Raw genomic sequence first — 16,913 nt, 5'->3', positions numbered from 1 at the left:
GTCCTGGGAGAAAGGCGATGAAGAAAAGCGACAGCGCGCTGCAGCGCGACGTGCTCGAGGAGCTCGAATGGGAACCGAGCATCGACCATGCCGATATCGGCGTTTCGGTGGTCGACGGGGTGGTGACGCTCAACGGCTATGTGAAAAGCTATGCCGAGAAGATGGCCGCCGAACGCGCGGCGAAACGGGTCGAGGGCGTGCAGGCCATCGCGGAGGAACTCAAGATCCGCTTCGATTCCGACCGCAAGACCGCCGATCACGAGATCGCCAAGCGCATTCTCGACATCTTCGCCTATGACGTGCTCATCCCCGAGGAAACGATCAAGGTGAAGGTCGAGCGCGGCTGGGTCAGCCTCGATGGCGAGGTCGAATGGAAATACCAGGCCGACGAGGCGATGCACGCCGCCGGCAAGGTGTCGGGCGTGGTCGGCGTGTCGAACAATATTGCCGTCAAAAGCAGGCCCAAGGTCACCGACATCCGCAAGCGGATCGAGGACGCGTTCAAGCGGCAGGCGGGGCTCGATGCGAACGCGGTCACGATCACCGCGAGCGGCAACAAGGTGACGCTTTCCGGCAAGGTGAAGGCGTGGCACGAACGCAAGCTCGCCGAACAGGCCGCGTGGGCCGCTCCCGGCGTTACGCAGGTCGAAGACAAGATCTTGGTGGGTTGAGAAAGCGGGCGTCCCGCCGCGCAGCGGCCGGGGCGCCCGCCTGCCGATTTCCCGTCAATGCGCCAGCAGCAGCGGGACGGGGCTGCGCTGGAGCATGGTGCGCGTCACCCCGCCGAAAATCCGCTCCGCGCTCGGCGGGCTGCCATAGGCACCCATGGCGAGAAAGCCCGCGCCGACAAGGCGGATCTGGTCAAGCAGGGTGTCGGCGACCGTAGGGGCGCGGTCCCGCTCGATCAGGTGGGGCGTGATCCCGTGGCGCGAGAGATAGACGGCCGCCTCCTCCATCGCGAGCGCCCCCGAGGGCGGATCGACCTCGATCAGGACGACCTCGCTCGCGTCGCCGGAGAGACGGGCGGCTGCGCGCACGGCTTCGACCGCAGGGCGCGAGCCGTCCCACGCAATGACGACGGGTGCGCCGAGATCGAGCCCCTTCGTGCCGGGCGGGACAGCAAGGATCGGCCGCCCCGAGCGAAGCGGCAGGCGTTCAGGAGTTGGCAACTTGTCTCCCACTTCGTCCAGCCGCGAGGACATCACGATGAGGTCGGCGAAGTCCGAGGCATAGTTCAGCGCGTCGGAGCGGGCCTCGAAGGAGCGTTCGCAAGACCAGGCGACATCTTCCCCTGCGAGCCGATCCTCGACGACGCTCTGCAACGATCCCTTCGTGGAGTCGTCCCGGTCCATCATCGCCATCGCCTCGGCGGCGGAATAGTCGCCGTAGCTCAGCATCGGCAATTCGCGCACCGCGAGGCATTCGAGATGGCCGCCGAGCCAGCGTGTCACGTCGAGCGCGACCTGCAGGCGCGATTCCTGCGCCGGGTCATCGTGCACGAGCAGCAGGATGTTCTTCATGCGATGGTTTCCTTCTTCCGCCGCGGCGCGAGGACGATGGGACCGGGCGACCGCAGCCGCCCGGCCCGCTCTTCCGGGGCCGGATATTCTTCCGGGGCGCGATCGGGCTCGTCGATGTCGGGCGCGACCGGCTCGGTTTCGGGGACCGCGTCCGGCTCGCTTTCGTCCGGCAGGGGCTCGATCCCGGGCGGCTCGACCGGCTCGATCCGGTCGGGCCGCAGCGGCGGGATACCGGCCTGCACCGGAAGCGCGCAGGCCAAGGTCAGGCGACCTTGATCTTCCGGACGCGTTCGGCCGCGTTCTTGTCCTTGCCCAGCGTCACGTGGAGGACACCGCGGCGATACTTGGCCTCGATCCGCTCGGGATCGATGTCGCGCGGCATCGACAGCCTCCGCCGGAAAGCGCCGTAGCTGCGCTCGCTGATCAGGCAGCCGTCCGCCTTCTCCTCGCTTTCGGCGCGCTTCTCGCCCGAGATCGAGAGAACCCCGTCGGCGAATTCGACGTCGATGTCCTTGTCCTCGAGCCCCGGCAGTTCGATCGCCAGCGCGTAGTGGTCCTTCTTGTCCTTGAGGTCGATCGCCGGACTGAATTCGATGCCCCCCGGCATATGCAGCACCCGCCGGACCGGGCGCGGCACGGTGATGTCCTCGAAAAGCTCGTCGATTTCCTCGCGCAACCGCCCGAAGACCGCGGCAAGGCCCTGATCGGAGCGCGGCTCCGTGCGCGGTTCGCTTTCGGTCCGCGCGGGCAAGGTCGTGTGTTCCGTCATGTGATACTCCTTCTTCTCGAAAGCGCCGCTCGGATGCCTGCACGAGGGACCGGCGGCACCTTCGGGGCCTATTCCTGCAAGGCGCGAGGGGGCATTGGTAAAGCTACGGAAAAGGGCGTCCTGTGCGGCGCTCCCCGGTCTTCTACGAATGGCCCCGGCGCGCGCGGGCGACGATGATCGCGCGTGCAGGCAAGCTGGCGAAGACGGCCCCCAAACGCTCCGCGCCTTGCCTGCACCCTGCCTTCCCTTGACTTCAGAAGCGGAACGGCAGGCGGATGCCGACCGACATATCGGGACTGTCGTCGGTCAGTCCGATCCCGACATTCGTGACCAGCGCAAGCCGCGGGCCGAGCGAGAAGGTCGCGCCGAGGTTGACGAGGCCGACATTGGCCTGGCTGCCTACGACGATGCGCGAATCCTGTCCCTCCGGGGTAAGCCGGGTGCGTTCGACGATGCGCTGGCTGTAGGACATCGAAATGCTCGACTTGTCGTTGAGCGCGAAGGCCAGCCCCGCCCCGAACTGGAAGGCATCGCCGATGTCGACCCGGCCGGGAATGTCGCCCTCGGCCTCGTCGATGTCGTCGAAATCGCGCGAGAAATTGTGGAAATAGGTCGCGTTGCCGAAGACCACCAGCGGGTCGAGCGTCTTGAGCACGGCAAAGCCGAGCGAGGCGCCGTAGACCCCGGTCCCGGTGGCGAGGTTTTCGGGCACCTGCAGGTTCCCCTCGCTTCCCGTGACCTCGACGAATTCGATCCCGAACGGGTCGCGCCCGGTGGGGAACTTCACCCGGGCGCTGACGACGACATCGGGCAGTTTCGCGGTTTCCGCGATCGCGCGGTAGCTCGCCCCGATGCTGAGGTCGCCAAGCCCTTCATCGTGGATCGTCCGTTCGACCAGCGCCGATGCCGAACCGCCCGCGCCGCCGGAGCGGAAATTGGACGTGCGGTAGAGAAACGGCAGGTTCGCATCGACGAACAGGCGGTCGTTGATGCCGTAGCGAATGGTCGGGTCGAAGGTGAAGATGTCCGACTTGACCTGGTCGATGCTGATCGTGCCGAGGAAGATCGCATCGAGCGCGAGGAACCCGTTCAGCGAGATCCGCGCGGTGTCGAAATGCGAATAGGACAGGCCGAGATCGAAGCCCAGCCGGTCGCCGAAGCGGCCCTGCTGTTCGCCGGAAATTTCCGCCACCGCTTCGGTGGGCGCAGGCGAGCGGCGCTCCTCTTCCTCGTCGCCGCCTCCTCCTGTCGGCGGCTCCTCCTGCGAGGGCAGCACGAAGGAGGCTTCGAGATCCTGCTTGCGGAAGAAGGCGAGCGAGGGATCGTCGGGAATCGCAAGCGGGCGCGGGGCGATGTAGGCGCCGCGCAGGTTCGCCGCCTCGGCCGGGGCGAGCGAGGCATCGGGCACTTCCTGCCCGCGCTCGATGAGCGCAAGGCGCGCTTCGAGCGCTTCCAGCCGGTCGCGGTATTCGCGCTCCCTTGCGCGAAGCTCCTTCAGCTGTTCCTCGAGATTCTCGCGCGTCGCCGCCGGGTCGTCCGGCCCCGCATCCTGCGCCGAAGCCGGAACCGCCCCGCAGGCAAGCGCGGCAGCGAGCACGACGCCCGCGGCTGTGTATTGAAACTGGCGTTCCATCTCTCTTCTCCCCCTCTCTGTCATGGGTTGAGCAGCTTCCACAGCGTCGCCGGGTCCGGCACGCCGGTCTCGTCGAGCCCGACTTCACGCTGGAACTTGCGAAAGCCCTCCCGCAATTCGGGCGAATAGGTCCCGTCCTCCGGGCCCGAATAATATCCGCGCAGCTGCAGCGCGGCCTGGGCGCGGCGCAGGATGGCCTCGTAGACGTAGGTCCGATGCTCGCGGTCGCCGACCTCGAGCATCTGCGAGAAACGGGCGATGCGGAACGGCCGGAAGCCGCCCACCATGCGCTGTGTCACGCCGACCAGCCGGTCGTCCGGATGCTGGGTGCAATGATGCTCCACGATCAGGTCGAGGGCTGCGGCATTGTGCCACGGGGTGAGATCGAAGGTATCGGGCTCGTAGAGGTTCGCGGCGCTCAGGTAGCCTTCGATGAAGCCGAGCATACGCTGGTATTCGGCCGGCGCGGAGGCGCGCGCTTCGATGAAGCGCGCGCAGGTCGCCATGCCCACGCCCTCGACGGCGAACTGCCGCCCGTCGTCCTGCACGCTCGCCGAAACCAGCGCGGGAAAGGCCAGGGCGGCCATCGCAGCGAACACCTTTTTCATTCGTCCATCTCCCCCGAAAAACAGCGAAATCTCAGAAACCGTGGCCTTTCATCGCGCTCAGCGCCTCCTGCACGCGGACGGCCTGCTGGGCCTGCAGCGCGTCGATGCCGAAAATCACCGAGGCGCGGTTCTCGACGAGGTTGTTGTTGCTGCCGAGAATGGTCTGCTGGAGCAGCTGGCCGATATCGCCGCCGGCGAGCTGGCTGCTCGTGTCGAGCCCCTGGTTGCCGGTCATCACGATGCCGAGCTGGTTGTCGGCGAGCCGGAAATGCAGGGTGTCCCCGTCGGCAAAGGCGAAATCGGCGGGGCCGTCGATCGCCGTCAGGCCGCCATCGGAAAGCGATGGGACGGCCGAGGACGGCACGATCATCACCTGCATCGCATTGAGCGCGCGGTTGTCGGCCCCGGCGATGACATTGGCCTGTGCGGCGCCCGAGAACGTGTCGAGCCCGCCGAGGCCGAATGCGTCCTGGGGCGGAATATAGGGCACGTAGCCTTCGTGCATATCGGTCACGTCCATCGCCGGATCGCCGCCGCCCTCCCCGGCGCGCGACCATGCGATCATGAGCTGCGGCGCGGGCGCCCCACCGCCGGCGCGAGGCAGGAAATCCACGCTGAAAAGCAGCCGCGCGAGGGTCGTGACGCCGCTCGCATCCTGCCAGCTGGTGAGCATCGTGATGCCGAAGAAGGACACAGCCTCGGGCGTGACGAACTTGCCGCGCATATCCGCCAGTTCCTCGTCGGCAAGCGGCTTGGCATCGCCGAGCGCGGAAAGATCGGGACCGGCCGCAATGAGCGGCGGGGCCGCAGTGCCGAGCAGCAGCGCGATGGCGAATGTGCCGGCGCGCATTCTTTTCGCGCGGCTGCCATTGGTTTCTTCGCGGGACATCTTTGCCTCCTTCAGAACGTGATCCGCGGCCCGAAGCCGAACTCGGCGACTTCCGCGCCGGGCATGGTCGCGGTGAGTTCGAGAAGTCGCTTGGCGGAAAGCGGCTCGGGCGGATTGATCAGGATGTTGTCGGGGAGGTAGCCCTCGCCCGAGACGACGAAGAGGATGCCGTTCCAGGCTTCCTCGAACTTCGCGCGCTCCATGGTCAGGTTGCCGAGCGCGGGGTCGCCGATCGCCACCCGGTCCGGCCAGGTGCGGCGCACGACGACGAAATGCTTGTATCCGCGGATGTCGAGCAGGACGATGGTGGGAACCTCGAGCTGCTCGAGCGTCGCGTAATCGACCCTGTATCCCTCGGCCTCGTAGCCGACGGACTGCGCGTAGGTCTTCATGTCGAGGAGGGAAAAGCCCTTCTTGCGGACCACGTCCGGGTCGGCGACCCGCAGCATATTGACGAGCACCTGCTGCTCGCTCGTCTCGCGTCCGAAGGCATAGTTGAAGATCGTGGCTAGCGCGGCCGCACCGCAGCTGAAATCGGTGCGCTGGCGAACGAGGTTCTCGAACTTCATCTCTTTCCAGCTGGTCACGGAAACCGCGAGCGTCGGGCCGGTGGTCGTCACCGCGCCGAGCCAGAGCGGGACCGCCTCGCCTTCGGGCGCCGTGCTGCAGGCGCTGGCCAGCGCAAGCGCGACAAGGCTCGTCGCCGTCGCCAGCCTCCGTCTTGCAGAATTACGCTCGTCCGCTTGCATCTCGCCATCCTCTCGCGTTTCCCCCGCTTTCCGCTCGGGGGAAGGGCGCGTGCCCTTCCCCCTCACGGCCGGCAGATACTTGCTTCGGGGGCGCTGCGTTCTGCCGGTGCCCCTCCCGCCATCCGGGTCGCTGCATGGCGGTGGAGCTAGCTCTTGGCGGGACCGTCAGTCCGGATCGTTCCCACCGCCGCCATTGCCGTTGCCCGGCGCGCCGCCGGCCGACGCGGCGATGGTCAGCGAGTTGAGCTGCTGGTTGCCGACACCCGAGGCGAAGTTCACCCCGACATTGCCCGAGGCGCCGTCGATGATGAGCCCGGTCACGAAGTTCTGGCTGTCCTGCTGCTCGACGAAGCTGAGCGTCGAAGCCTGGATCAGCCCCGCATTCGCTTCGGCAAGCGTGCTGTCGTTCGCCACCGCGAGCGTCATCAGGTTCGCCTGCTGGTTGAGGCTGCCCGCCGCCGCGTTGACGCCGATATTGCCCGAACCGGAGATCGTCCCGCCGAGCACCGAGTTGCGATCGCGGAAGTTGTTGTTGTCTCCGCCCTGCTCGGGATCGTCACCGGGGCTCGTGAAGCCCGGGGTCGCAGCCTGGCTCACATTGAGCAGCGACTGGAACGAGGTGGTCGAGGCTTCCGCCCAGCCGCCCACGGCTTCCTCGTCGGCATTGCTCGAGGTGGCGAGGGTCGCCGCGTTCATCTGCATATTGAAATAGCCCGCGGCGAGGTTGACCCCGGTATTGCCCGAGGCATCGACGGCGAAGGCATCGACCGTGTTGATGATCGGCGCGAAGTAACCGGCGCGGATGCGCGGTTCGAGCGTGCCGTCGATCAGGTCGTCGTTCGGGTCGTTGCCCGCTTCGCTCCAGGCCGGGCCGAAGACGCGATCGACATAGCCGTTCTCGCCGTTCAGCTCGTTTTCCTCGCGGTAGTTCACGACCGTGCCCGACTGCAGCTGCTTGGCATCGGTGATCGCCACCGCCGCGCTGTCGACTTCGACCACGCCGGTCACGAGCGCGCCGCCGAGGATGCCGACGAGCTTGAAGAAGGTCGCGTCGGTTTCGAGCTCGGTGTCGATCTCGTTCTCGTATTCGATATCGACTTCCACTTCGGCGTCGACATCGACCATCGGACCGCCGTGGCCGTTCCCGCCGTGGTTCTGTGCCATTGCCGGCACGGCGATGAACGCCGAGGCGGCCACGGTTGAAAGCAGCAGCTTTTTCATCTCAGTTCTCCTTCACTCTTGCTCAGGGTTGCCCGCCCGCCGCGATGGCGAGCGAGAAGGTGTTGGCGGAGGAATTCCTCTCGCCACCGATCAGGTTGGCCTGGAGAACACCGCTTCCGCCGGCGAAGGCTCCATCGTCGATGTCGATGAAGTCGTTTCGCCCGCTCGCGGTGGTCGTCGGCCCTCCGGATGGCTCGATGGGAGCGCGTGCCTGCTCCAGCATTTGGTCCGACAGCGCCCCCGCCTGCCCGATTGCGATGGAGGCCAGGTTGGCGGACTGGTTGCCCGTCCCGGCCGTAATGTTGATGCTCGCGACCCCGGAATGGCCTGCGAAAACGCCCTCGCCGACGACGATGCGGGTCGCTCGGTCTTCTCCCTCGCCCGCGTCGCTGCGCTGGGTGAGCTTCTCGCGCGTCGCCGCGACCTCGCCCTGTGCGAGGACGAGGCTCGATGCCTGCTGGTTGAGGCTGCCGGCCGCGATGTTGACGGCGAGCCGCCCGTTCTGCCCCGCGCCCGCCGTGCTTTCGAGAACCACGCTGTCATCGACCGGCGCTTGCGGATCCTGGGCACGAAGCCCTGCGGACGATGCCAGCAGAACAGCGGCGGCGGACACCACCATGAGATGGCGAGAGCGGCTCATTGCCCTCCTCCGGGAAGGACCGAAAGGCTGCCCAGCGCGCCGTGCAGCGACTGCATCGCGCTTCCGATCGTCGCGCCGGGATTGAGCGACGCGCTTTCCGACGGGATGAGCGGGCTGGCCTGTCCTGCAAAAGCGCCCACCGGCCCGTTCAGGGCCGATCCGGTATCCAGCACCGCGAGCGATCGCGGCAGCGAAGCCGTTACCGCCGAGGTCTCGAGATCGCTGAGCGGAACGAGACCGTTCGATACGGTCGAAAGGATCGTGCCCGTCGGTGCGGTGGTCGCCTCGTGGCTCCTGCCCGGGAAGTGCGGCGATCCGACGGCGTGCCGGACCTCGCGCGAATAGACGATCTGGCCATCGACGAGAGCAGTCGCGCCTTGCGCCGAAGGCTCGTCGGCCATCGCCGGAAACGGAATTGCGCCGGCCAGCAACGCCATGAGCGTCCATGGCAGAACGATCCGACCGTTTGCGTGTATCCAGTCCCTGTGCATGGTCCCTCCCGTCCGGCCCGGATGAGCCGACCCGCGACTTCGCAAGATCGCTTCGATCCCGACGTTGCGCCGCGACGAGGGAATGATCCTAGGTATGGAAAAATGGATGAATCCGGATTTTTACTAAGGCAATATTAACTACCCGATCTGTCATCGAAGACGATTAGTCAAAATTGGTTACACCTCTTCGATTCAGGCACAGATCCCGGCAATTCGACTCAGCATTTCTTCGCGGGTTTTCGCACCGATCTTCTGGTGACATTGCCTGATGTGGGCCCGGATCGTGTGGATCGAGTTTCCGCGCCTGTCGGCGATCGCTTGCGGAGAGCGTCCGTGAAAAAGGTCGAGCACGACCTGCGCTTCGCACGCCGTGAGACCGAACAGCGCGCCGAGTTCGTCGATTCGTCCAGGTCGCTCGTCGCAGGGCGCGATGAAGAGGATGCAGACGTGTCGCTCGTCGATCGCGCAGGCGCGCGCGACCACGGGGGCACCTCCGTCTTCGCGGCCGAGCAGGACGACTTCGGTTTCCTCCCCGCGGACTGCGAGCAGGCGCTCGGCCAGCGCGCGCGGGCCTGCGATGCGCGCGCCCTTTTCGCAGCGCGCGGTGGAGGTGACGTGCGACGCGCCCAGCAGGGAACCGAGCGGCAGGGCGGCACGGCGCGGCCGCGCGACGATCCCGCCGTCGCGATCGACGATAAGCCGGATGCGCCCGTCGAGCTGCACGAGGCAATCGAGCAGGGTATCCCAGTCCGGCTTCCGAGCCGCCGCTTCCTCGCTCGCGTTGCTGGCAAACATCGCACCCCCCTCTCGCGGGTTGCTCCATGCGACATCCCACGCTTGCGGGGCATCCGCAATTTTCCCGATCCGGCAGGCGCCTGCTGCACGAAGACCATCCGTAGGTTTCCCAGTCGAACCCGCTTACGCGCATGGCAGGATGGCGAGAGGTTTCGCAGAACAAGTCGAGGGAACGCCATGACAGCCACGCCGGACTCGCCGCCTGCGGTCCTCATCACCGGCGGAGCCCGCGGGATCGGCGCGGCCAGCGCGCGCGAACTTGCACGGGGCGGAAGCCGGGTCATGATCGCGGATATCCTCGACGAGGAAGGCCACGACCTGGCCGCGGGGATCGGCGACAATGCAGCCTATTGCCATCTCGACGTGTCGAGCGAGCGCGACTGGGGCGCGGCGATCATGCGCTGCGAAGAGAGCTTCGGCCGGCTCGACGGCCTGTTCAACAATGCGGGAATACTCGCCCACGGATCGGTCCTCGAATGCACACCGGACGAATTCCGGCGCGTGATCGAGGTCAACCTCACCGGCATCTTCCTCGGCATCCGCGCGGTCGCCCCCGCGCTGCGCCGCGCCGGAGGGGGGACCATCGTGAACACGTCCTCGACCGCCGGGATGCAGGGCTATGCAAGGCTGGGCGCCTATGTCGCCAGCAAGTGGGCGATCCGCGGGCTCACGAAATCGGCGGCGCTCGACCTTGCGGGCGACAGGATCCGCGTCGTCTCGCTTCACCCGGGCCCGATCCGCACGCCGATGACGCAGGCCATGCCGGACGAGGTTGCGGCGAGCCAGCCGATCCCCCGCTTCGGCGAGCCGGAGGAAGTCGCGCGCATGGTGCGCTTCCTGTTTACCGAAGCATCCTATTCGACGGGGTGCGAATTCGTGATCGACGGGGGCGCGCTGGCAGGGGCGGTCCTTCGGCTGGAGCGCGAGCCGAACGGCAGCGACGATTTTCTTCCGGAAGGGAAATAGGAAGCAAACGGAACGGTGGAACGGCACGGTTCATGATCATCGACCGCCACCCGACCCCGATCGGCAATCCTTCATCGCCACAGGCAAGCCGAACGGCTCGGGAATTGACCTTGGGTCGAAAACGCCATGCCTGTCGGCCTGAGGGCATCTCTGCGGTGTCCCCGCTCGATGCGCCCGCTCGACAAGTCGCCGCCCTTCGCGCAGTGGGGTGCGCATGGATTCCGCGCCGGATGCCCCGCACCCCTGCGGCCAGGCCATCGCCTGGCTTGCCGCACTCCTTGCGGGAGTGGCGGCGCCGGTCTGCGCCATGCTGCTCTTTGGACAACCGGGCGGTCCCGCTTCGCTGGCGGCGGTCGGCAGCCCCGCCATAGCCGTCGCCCTGATGGGCGCAGGGATGATCGGGGCCGCCGCCGCCGGGCGAATCTGGGTCGGCATCGGCCTTGCCCTCGCCGCGGGGGCAGGTCTCATCGCGCTTGCCCGCCTAACCGGGTTCCCGCCCCAGCCCGGCCCGCTCGCGACCGGGTTCGCCATGATCGTCGCCAGCGCCAGTTTCGCGGCGCGCGGCAGCCTGTTCGCGCGCAGCGCCGGACGCTGGGGCTGGCTGGTCGCGCTTGCCGTGGTCGCGGGCGAAGGCGCGATCCTCGCGGTCGCCCTCGCCCGGCCCGAGGCGCTGCCCGGCTGGCTGCTGGCGCTGCTCCCGGCGCAATGGGCGAGCATGGCCCTGCGCGCGTCGCTGTCGGGCATGGGGACGGCTGCGGCTTTCGCACCGCTGCTCGCGCTTGCCGGGACGGCGGCGGCGACCCTGCTGGTCGCGCGCCTGTGGCCGCGCCGCTGGCCCTATCTGGTGATGTTCACGACCTGGATCGCACTGTCCGCGCTGGTGTGGCACAGCCCCCTTCCCGAGCGGGGCGGGCCGCGCGCTCAGGCGGTCTCGGCGCTGGCGGTGAGCTCGTCCATGCCCGGCAAGAGGATCGAGCGGTCGCCGCCGAAATCCTCCTTGACCACGATCAGCCCGCTGCGTTCGAGATGGTCGAGCAGGCGGCGCACGCGGCTCGGCGAGGAACTGCCGTAGAGCCGGGCGAGTTCGTCCTCGCCGGGCATGGGTGCGCCGGTCGCGGCGGCCACCACCAGCGCGAGATAGGGCGCGAGCACGTCTTCCTCGACCCCTTCGACCCTGTCCTCGACCGCTTCGCGCAAGGCCCCGTCGAGCCGCGACAGCCCGGCGATCTCGGCGGCGAAAAGGCGGCGGAAGCGCGGCAGGTCGACATGGGCGCTGGGGATGGAGCGCTGGCGGCAGCGCACCGCGAAATCCCGGAACAGGGCGGAGGCGGAGCGGAACGGCGCGTCCGCGTCCTGCGCCATTTCGCGCACCACGCCCTCGATCCCGCCGGGGTCGGCGGGCGGGGGTACGGGCGGATTCTCCTCATCGGCGAGCGGCGGATTGTCAGCCTGCGGCGCGGCTTCGGCCTGCACCCTGTCGTCCTCGCCGCCCGCGCGCTTGGCGAGCGTGGCCGCGGCGAGCGCGCTTTCAATCTCGCGCGCCGGGCGCTGTGCCCTGCCGGGAGCGGCGGCCTCGCGTCCGGATACGGTCGCTGCGGCGGCATCGGCGAGGTCGGCGTTGAGCAGCGCCTCCATTTCCTCTGTCGGAGCCTCGGGCAGCGGGATCAGCGCGGCGGCCGCGTTCTTGCCCGCGGTCCGCACCGGGCCGATGGTCACCGCCACGGGGCGTCGGCTGATCGCCGGGCCGAGCCCGAGAAACTGGCCGCGCTGCAGGTCGCGGATCCGCTCGGCCTGCCGCCGGTCCATGCCGAGAAGGTCCGCCGCGCGCTGCATATCAATGTCGAGGAAAGTCCGGCCCATCAGGAAATTGGATGCCTCTGCCGCGACGTTCTTCGCCATCTTGGCAAGCCGCTGGGTCGCCACGATGCCCGCAAGCCCGCGCTTCCTCCCGCGGCACATGAGGTTGGTCATGGCCGACAGGGTCATGCGCCGCGTCTCGTCCGACATCTCGCCCGCCGCCGAGGGCGCGAACATCTGCGCCTCGTCGACCACGACGAGCGCGGGATACCAGTGTTCGCGCGGCGCGTTGAACAGGGCGGTGAGGAACATCGCGGCGCAGCGGATCTGCTGTTCGACCTCGAGCTCGTCCAGCGCGAGCACGACCGATGCGCGGTGCTGGCGCACGCGCGCGGCAAGCGCCTCGATCTCGCGCGGGGAATAGTCCGCTCCGTCGATAACAACGTGGCCGAACTCGTCGCCAAGACTGACGAAATCGCCTTCGGGATCGATCACCACCTGCTGCACTTCGCCCGCGCATTCCTCGAGCAGTCGGCGCAGCAGGTGCGACTTGCCCGAGCCCGAATTGCCCTGCACCAGCAGGCGGGTCGCAAGCAGTTCCTCGAGATCGACGGACAGAGCCTGCCCGCCCGAATCCCGGCCAATGTCGATAAGCGCCCTCACGCCGCCAAGATTAGGCGTCCCTCCCCCTCGCGCCTAGGCGGGCGGGCGAGTTTTCCCATGAAAGGGTCTTCGGATCAGACCGTGCCCGCTACCGTGAGGCACTGGCCGGTCACCCATTCGCCCGAATCCCCGACGAGGTAGAGCACGCAGGCCGCGATGTCGCGCGGCGTGCCCAGCCGTCCGGCGGGCAGGTTCAGCTGTTCGAGCAGCGGGCCGAAATCCTCGTCGCTCATCGACAGCGCTTTCTTCACCGTGTCGGTGGGCACGAAGCCGGGCAGGATCGCATTCACCCGGATCTTCTTTTCGCCCAGTTCGAGCGCGAGCGTCTTGGTCAGCATATTCACGCCCGCCTTGGCCGCGCTGTAATGCCCGCTTCCCGGGAACGGATCGCGCCCGGCCATGGACGAGGTGTTCACGATGCTGCCGCCCTCGCCCATGTGACGAACCGCCGCGCGCACGCCGTGGAACACCGAAGAGAGGTTGACCGCGAGCGTGCGCTCCCATTCCTCCGGGTCGAGTTCGACGAGCGGCGCGGAGACGAGCGAGCCGCCCGCGTTGTTGACCCAGATGTCGAGCCGCCCGAACTCGTCCACCGCCCGGTCTGCCAGCGCGTTCATCGCATCGGCGCTCGACACATCGGTGACCTGCGCAATGGCGCGTCCCGGCGCGTCCGAGGCGTTGATCGCGGCGGCGACCCGCTCGATCTGGTCGGCCGAGCGCGCCGCGCAGACGACATTGGCGCCCGCTTCGGCGAGCAGCGTCGCGATGCCCTCGCCGATCCCTCGCCCCGCTCCGGTGACGACGGCGGTCTTGCCCGATAGGTCGAACAACTCGTGCATGGTCTCTCCCCCTTTGTGTCGGGCGACAGGGCTACGCGCCGGGGAAGAGCCGCGCCACTAGCCTTTTCGCAGGCCCCTCAGCCGTGCGCGAGCACGCCCTCGGCGAGCGCGCGGCCCGACAGGAAGGCGCCTTCGACCCGCGGCGAATGGAGCCAGTCGCCCGCGACCCCGATCCGCGCCGCCGCGTCGTAACGCGCCGGATCGCGCGCAAGGCTGGCGGGCATGGCGTAGAGCCAGCGATGCGCGGCGAGGTGGACCGGCGCTTGGGGTGCGGCTGCGGCAGCGGCGAAGAAATCGGCGAGGAGGCGGCGGGCGGCCTCGTCCTTGTCCACGTCCAGCAATTCGCGGCTGCGTGAGGGAGCAGCATGGATCACCCAGGTCTCGCCTCCCGTCCGGCCCGGCTTGGCCGAATTGCGCGCGGCCCAGGCGATCGGGCCGCTTCCTCGGAACGTGTCGGCATCTATTCCCAGCCTCCCGGCGAAGCCCGCCATGACCGCCCAGCAGGGCTCGGACACGACCTCGCCCGCCAGCGCCGCGAGGTCCGGCGCAGCGTCGCCTAGCAGCGCGGCGGCCTGTTCGGCGGGGATCGCCACCAGCAGCGTGCGTGCGGTCAGGGATTCGCCGTCCGTCTCGACCCGCCAGAGGCCGTCCTCGTGCTTGACGCGCTCGGCGCGGACCGACCAGCGCACGAGCACAGCCTGAGCCATCGCCTTTACGGGTCCGTTCATGCCAGGCGTGCCGACGAAAGCGTCCTCTCCGGCTTCCGGCCAGCGCGCGACCGCGCCTGCCTCCTCCCACGCGGCGACCGCCTCGCGGAAGGCGGGGTCGCGGGCGGTGAAATATTGCGCGCCGTGGTCGAAGCGCACCTTCTCGCCGTCGATCTCGGCGCGGCGTGCGGCCATGCGCCCGCCGGGGCCGCGGCCCTTGTCGATAAGCGCGACTTCGCGGCCCTCGGCGGCGAGGCGGCTGGCGCAGGATAGGCCGGCCATGCCGGCTCCGATGACGAGAATGTCGTGTGTGTTCGTGTTCATCCCGCTCCGAACGCACCGGGCACCGAGCGGTTTCCGCCTCAGGGCGCGGAGCGCGGGGGCCGGGCCTCGGCGAGGATCATCGAGAAGCGTTGCTCCCCGTCGAGCCAGCGCGCGACCGGCTCCCAGCCGCCCGCGAGGAGCAGCATATTGGAGGTGCGACGGTTGAACTTGTGGCTGTTCTCGGTGTGGATCGTCTCGCCCTTTTCCATCCCGAACGCCTCGCCGCTGACCGTGAAGGCGATGGCCTCGGTCGCGACGAGGTGCATTTCGATCCGGGCATAGTCGTCGTTCCAGCGCGCTTCGTGGCGCAGCTTGTCGAGCGGGATGTCGCCTTCGAGCTCGCGGTTGATGCGGCGCACGAGGTTGTAGTTGAATTCCGCCGTCACGCCGCCCGCATCGTCATAGGCGGCGACCAGCACCTCCTCGTCCTTGATGAGGTCCATCCCGATCAGCAGCTGTGCGCCGGTCCCGAGCGTCTCGCGCATCGAGCGCAAGAGGTCCACGGCGGTGCGCGCGACCATGTTGCCGATGGTCGAGCCGGGGAAGAAGCCGAGCTTGGGCTGGTCGGCGACTTCGGCGGGGAGTTCGACGCGGCGCATGAAATCCGCCTCGACCGGATGGACCGGAAGGCCGGGGAATTTCTCCGCAAGGTCGGCAGCAGCCGCGCGCAGGAAATCGCCTGCGATGTCGAGCGGAACGTAGGAAGCGGGCTCGATCGCCGAGAGCAGCAGCGGCGTCTTGACCGAGGAACCCGAGCCGAATTCGACCACTGCCCGGCCCGGTCCGATCATGGCGGCGAACTCTTCGCTGCGGGTCTTCAGGATCTCGGTCTCGGCGCGGGTCGGGTAATATTCGGGAACCTGGGTGATGTCCTCAAACAATTGCGAGCCCGCATCGTCGTAAAGCCAGCGCGCGGGGATCGCCTTGGGCTCGCCGCGCAGCCCTTCGAGCACGTCGGCGCGAAAGGCGAGATCGACCCCGCTTTCGTCGCGCTCGACCAGTGCGAGTCCCTTGTTCGTCGTCATAATCCTAGAGATCCCTTGCGAGCCTGAGCCCGGTGAATTGCCATTGCTGGTGCGGGTAGAAGAAATTGCGATAGGACGCGCGCGAATGGCCGCGCACCGTGGCGCAGCTCGCGCCCTTCAGGACGAACTGCCCGCTCATGAACTTGCCGTTGTATTCGCCCACGGCGCCCTCGGCAGGCTTGAAGCGGGGAAAAGGCAGATAGGCCGAGCGGGTGAACTGCCAGCAGTCTCCGAACAGGTCGGTCCCCCCGCGCGGGAGCGGCGGGGCGGCGGTGTCGAGCTGGTTGCCCGCGCTCGCGTCATGTGCGGGCCGCTTTTCCGAGCCGTCCTGCCCGCGCGCGATCGCTTCCCATTCGAACTCGGTCGGAAGCCGCGCGCCCGCCCAGGTGGCGAAGGCATCGGCTTCGAAATAATTGATGTGCGTGACGGGCGCGTTCGGGTCGCGGCGCTTCCACCCGGCATGGGTGAAAGCCTCCTCCCCGCGCCAGTAGAGCGGCGCGCGTGCGCCCGCCTCCTTCACCCAGGCCCAGCCGTCCGACAGCCACAGCGCGGGATTGTCATAGCCGCCGTCGGCGATGAATTCGGCCCATTCGCGGTTCGTAACCAGCCGGTCGGCCAGCGCGAAGGGTTCGAGCAGTACGCGGTGGCGCGGGCCCTCGTTGTCGAAGGCGAAGCCTGCCCCGTCATGCCCGATCAGCGCGACGCCGCCGGGATGTTCGTGCCAGCCCGGCTCGCCCGCGGGCGCTGACGGCTCGGGCGCTGCGTCCCACATCACAGGACCCAGCGGGTTGTGCCACAGTGCGTGCTTGATGTCGGTGAGCAGCAATTCGATGTGTTGCTGTTCATGCGCGATGCCGAGCGCGACGAGGTCCGCGCAGGCCGGGTCTTCGAGCAGCGGCTCCATCGCCGCGTTCACCGCCGCGCGCCAGTCGAGCACTTCCTCCAGCGTCGGGCGCGACAGCAGCCCGCGCGAAAACCGGGCGATCCGCTCGCCCTCGGCCTCGTAATAGGAATTGAACAGGAACGGCCAGTCCGCGTCGTGGCGCTCATGACCCGGCACGTGGTCGCGCAGCAGGAAAGTCTCCCAGAACCACGTCGTGTGCGCGAGGTGCCACTTGGCCGGGCTCGCATCCTCCATCGACTGGATCGTCGCATCGGCATCGGACAGCGGCTCGACCAGCGCTTCGCTCAGCGCACGGGTGGCGGCAAAGCGGGCAGCGAGCGGTTCGGCACCGGGGTCGGCTTGGGCGGGCGCAGAGCCCATCGGCATGGATCGG

At 68.0% G+C, this 16,913-nt stretch carries 18 protein-coding genes; 2 read left to right on the top strand and 16 right to left on the bottom strand.

Going from position 1 to position 16,913, the window contains the following annotated elements; genetic code table 11:
• Positions 1-17: 17 nt before the first annotated feature.
• The gene (locus G9473_RS02590) at positions 18-671 is read left to right on the top strand and encodes a BON domain-containing protein (RefSeq protein ID WP_291135696.1); all 654 of its coding nucleotides are present in this window, start codon (positions 18-20) and stop codon (positions 669-671) included.
• Between the two features lie 54 nt (positions 672-725).
• Here G9473_RS02590 and G9473_RS02585 read toward each other — a convergent pair whose 3' ends face one another.
• The 11 genes from G9473_RS02585 to G9473_RS02535 all read right to left on the bottom strand — a co-directional run bounded on the left by G9473_RS02585 (position 726) and on the right by G9473_RS02535 (position 9,315).
• On the bottom strand, positions 726-1,520 hold the full coding sequence (locus tag G9473_RS02585; protein ID WP_291135694.1) for a universal stress protein: 795 nt from the start codon (positions 1,518-1,520) through the stop codon (positions 726-728).
• Positions 1,517-1,780 (bottom strand): hypothetical protein, encoded by a 264-nt coding sequence (locus G9473_RS02580; protein ID WP_367159418.1) that lies wholly within the window; start codon positions 1,778-1,780, stop codon positions 1,517-1,519. Before G9473_RS02580 ends, G9473_RS02585 begins: the two co-directional genes overlap by 4 nt.
• A 2-nt stretch (positions 1,781-1,782) precedes the next feature.
• A complete protein-coding gene (locus G9473_RS02575; protein ID WP_291135692.1) occupies positions 1,783-2,289 on the bottom strand; it encodes an Hsp20/alpha crystallin family protein in 507 nt (168 codons plus the stop codon).
• A gap of 253 nt (positions 2,290-2,542) precedes the next feature.
• Positions 2,543-3,922, bottom strand: a complete 1,380-nt coding sequence (locus tag G9473_RS02570; RefSeq protein WP_291135690.1) for a transporter — start codon at positions 3,920-3,922, stop codon at positions 2,543-2,545.
• Positions 3,923-3,942: 20 nt separating this feature from the next.
• On the bottom strand, positions 3,943-4,530 hold the full coding sequence (locus G9473_RS02565) for a peptidoglycan-binding domain-containing protein (RefSeq protein WP_291135688.1): 588 nt from the start codon (positions 4,528-4,530) through the stop codon (positions 3,943-3,945).
• Positions 4,531-4,561: 31 nt separating this feature from the next.
• Entirely contained in the window at positions 4,562-5,419 is an 858-nt protein-coding gene (locus tag G9473_RS02560; protein ID WP_291135686.1) for a hypothetical protein, read from the bottom strand.
• Positions 5,420-5,430: 11 nt separating this feature from the next.
• Entirely contained in the window at positions 5,431-6,168 is a 738-nt protein-coding gene (locus tag G9473_RS02555; protein ID WP_291135685.1) for a C39 family peptidase, read from the bottom strand.
• A 165-nt stretch (positions 6,169-6,333) separates the two neighbouring features.
• Positions 6,334-7,389: a hypothetical protein gene (locus G9473_RS02550; protein WP_291135684.1), complete on the bottom strand. Its 1,056-nt coding sequence runs from the start codon at positions 7,387-7,389 to the stop codon at positions 6,334-6,336.
• A 22-nt stretch (positions 7,390-7,411) separates the two neighbouring features.
• Positions 7,412-8,029, bottom strand: a complete 618-nt coding sequence (locus tag G9473_RS02545) for a hypothetical protein (RefSeq protein WP_291135682.1) — start codon at positions 8,027-8,029, stop codon at positions 7,412-7,414.
• Complete coding sequence (locus G9473_RS02540; protein WP_291135680.1) at positions 8,026-8,466, bottom strand: hypothetical protein; 441 nt, start codon at positions 8,464-8,466, stop codon at positions 8,026-8,028. The genes G9473_RS02545 and G9473_RS02540 overlap by 4 nt, the downstream gene beginning before the upstream one ends.
• Before the next feature lie 246 nt (positions 8,467-8,712).
• A complete protein-coding gene (locus G9473_RS02535) occupies positions 8,713-9,315 on the bottom strand; it encodes a helix-turn-helix transcriptional regulator (protein WP_291135679.1) in 603 nt (200 codons plus the stop codon).
• 177 nt (positions 9,316-9,492) lie between these two features.
• Between G9473_RS02535 and G9473_RS02530 the strand changes: the two genes are divergently transcribed.
• The gene (locus G9473_RS02530) at positions 9,493-10,281 is read left to right on the top strand and encodes an SDR family oxidoreductase (RefSeq protein WP_291135677.1); all 789 of its coding nucleotides are present in this window, start codon (positions 9,493-9,495) and stop codon (positions 10,279-10,281) included.
• A gap of 921 nt (positions 10,282-11,202) precedes the next feature.
• On the opposite strand, the gene G9473_RS02525 is transcribed toward G9473_RS02530, so the two are convergent.
• The 5 genes from G9473_RS02525 to egtB form a co-directional block, all read right to left on the bottom strand.
• A complete protein-coding gene (locus G9473_RS02525) occupies positions 11,203-12,741 on the bottom strand; it encodes an ATP-binding protein (protein WP_291135675.1) in 1,539 nt (512 codons plus the stop codon).
• A 74-nt stretch (positions 12,742-12,815) separates the two neighbouring features.
• Complete coding sequence (locus tag G9473_RS02520) at positions 12,816-13,580, bottom strand: SDR family NAD(P)-dependent oxidoreductase (protein ID WP_291135673.1); 765 nt, start codon at positions 13,578-13,580, stop codon at positions 12,816-12,818.
• 77 nt (positions 13,581-13,657) lie between these two features.
• Positions 13,658-14,611: an NAD(P)/FAD-dependent oxidoreductase gene (locus G9473_RS02515; protein WP_291135671.1), complete on the bottom strand. Its 954-nt coding sequence runs from the start codon at positions 14,609-14,611 to the stop codon at positions 13,658-13,660.
• A gap of 38 nt (positions 14,612-14,649) precedes the next feature.
• On the bottom strand, positions 14,650-15,636 hold the full coding sequence (gene egtD, locus G9473_RS02510) for an L-histidine N(alpha)-methyltransferase (RefSeq protein WP_291135669.1): 987 nt from the start codon (positions 15,634-15,636) through the stop codon (positions 14,650-14,652).
• Positions 15,637-15,640: 4 nt separating this feature from the next.
• A complete protein-coding gene (gene egtB / locus G9473_RS02505) occupies positions 15,641-16,906 on the bottom strand; it encodes an ergothioneine biosynthesis protein EgtB (protein ID WP_291138178.1) in 1,266 nt (421 codons plus the stop codon).
• Positions 16,907-16,913: the final 7 nt, after the last annotated feature.

This window comes from Erythrobacter sp. (genome assembly GCF_011765465.1).
Classification (GTDB): Bacteria; Pseudomonadota; Alphaproteobacteria; order Sphingomonadales; family Sphingomonadaceae; genus Erythrobacter.
The sequence above is the reverse complement of the archived record's forward strand: the minus strand, read 5'-3'. Positions and strand labels throughout refer to the sequence as shown.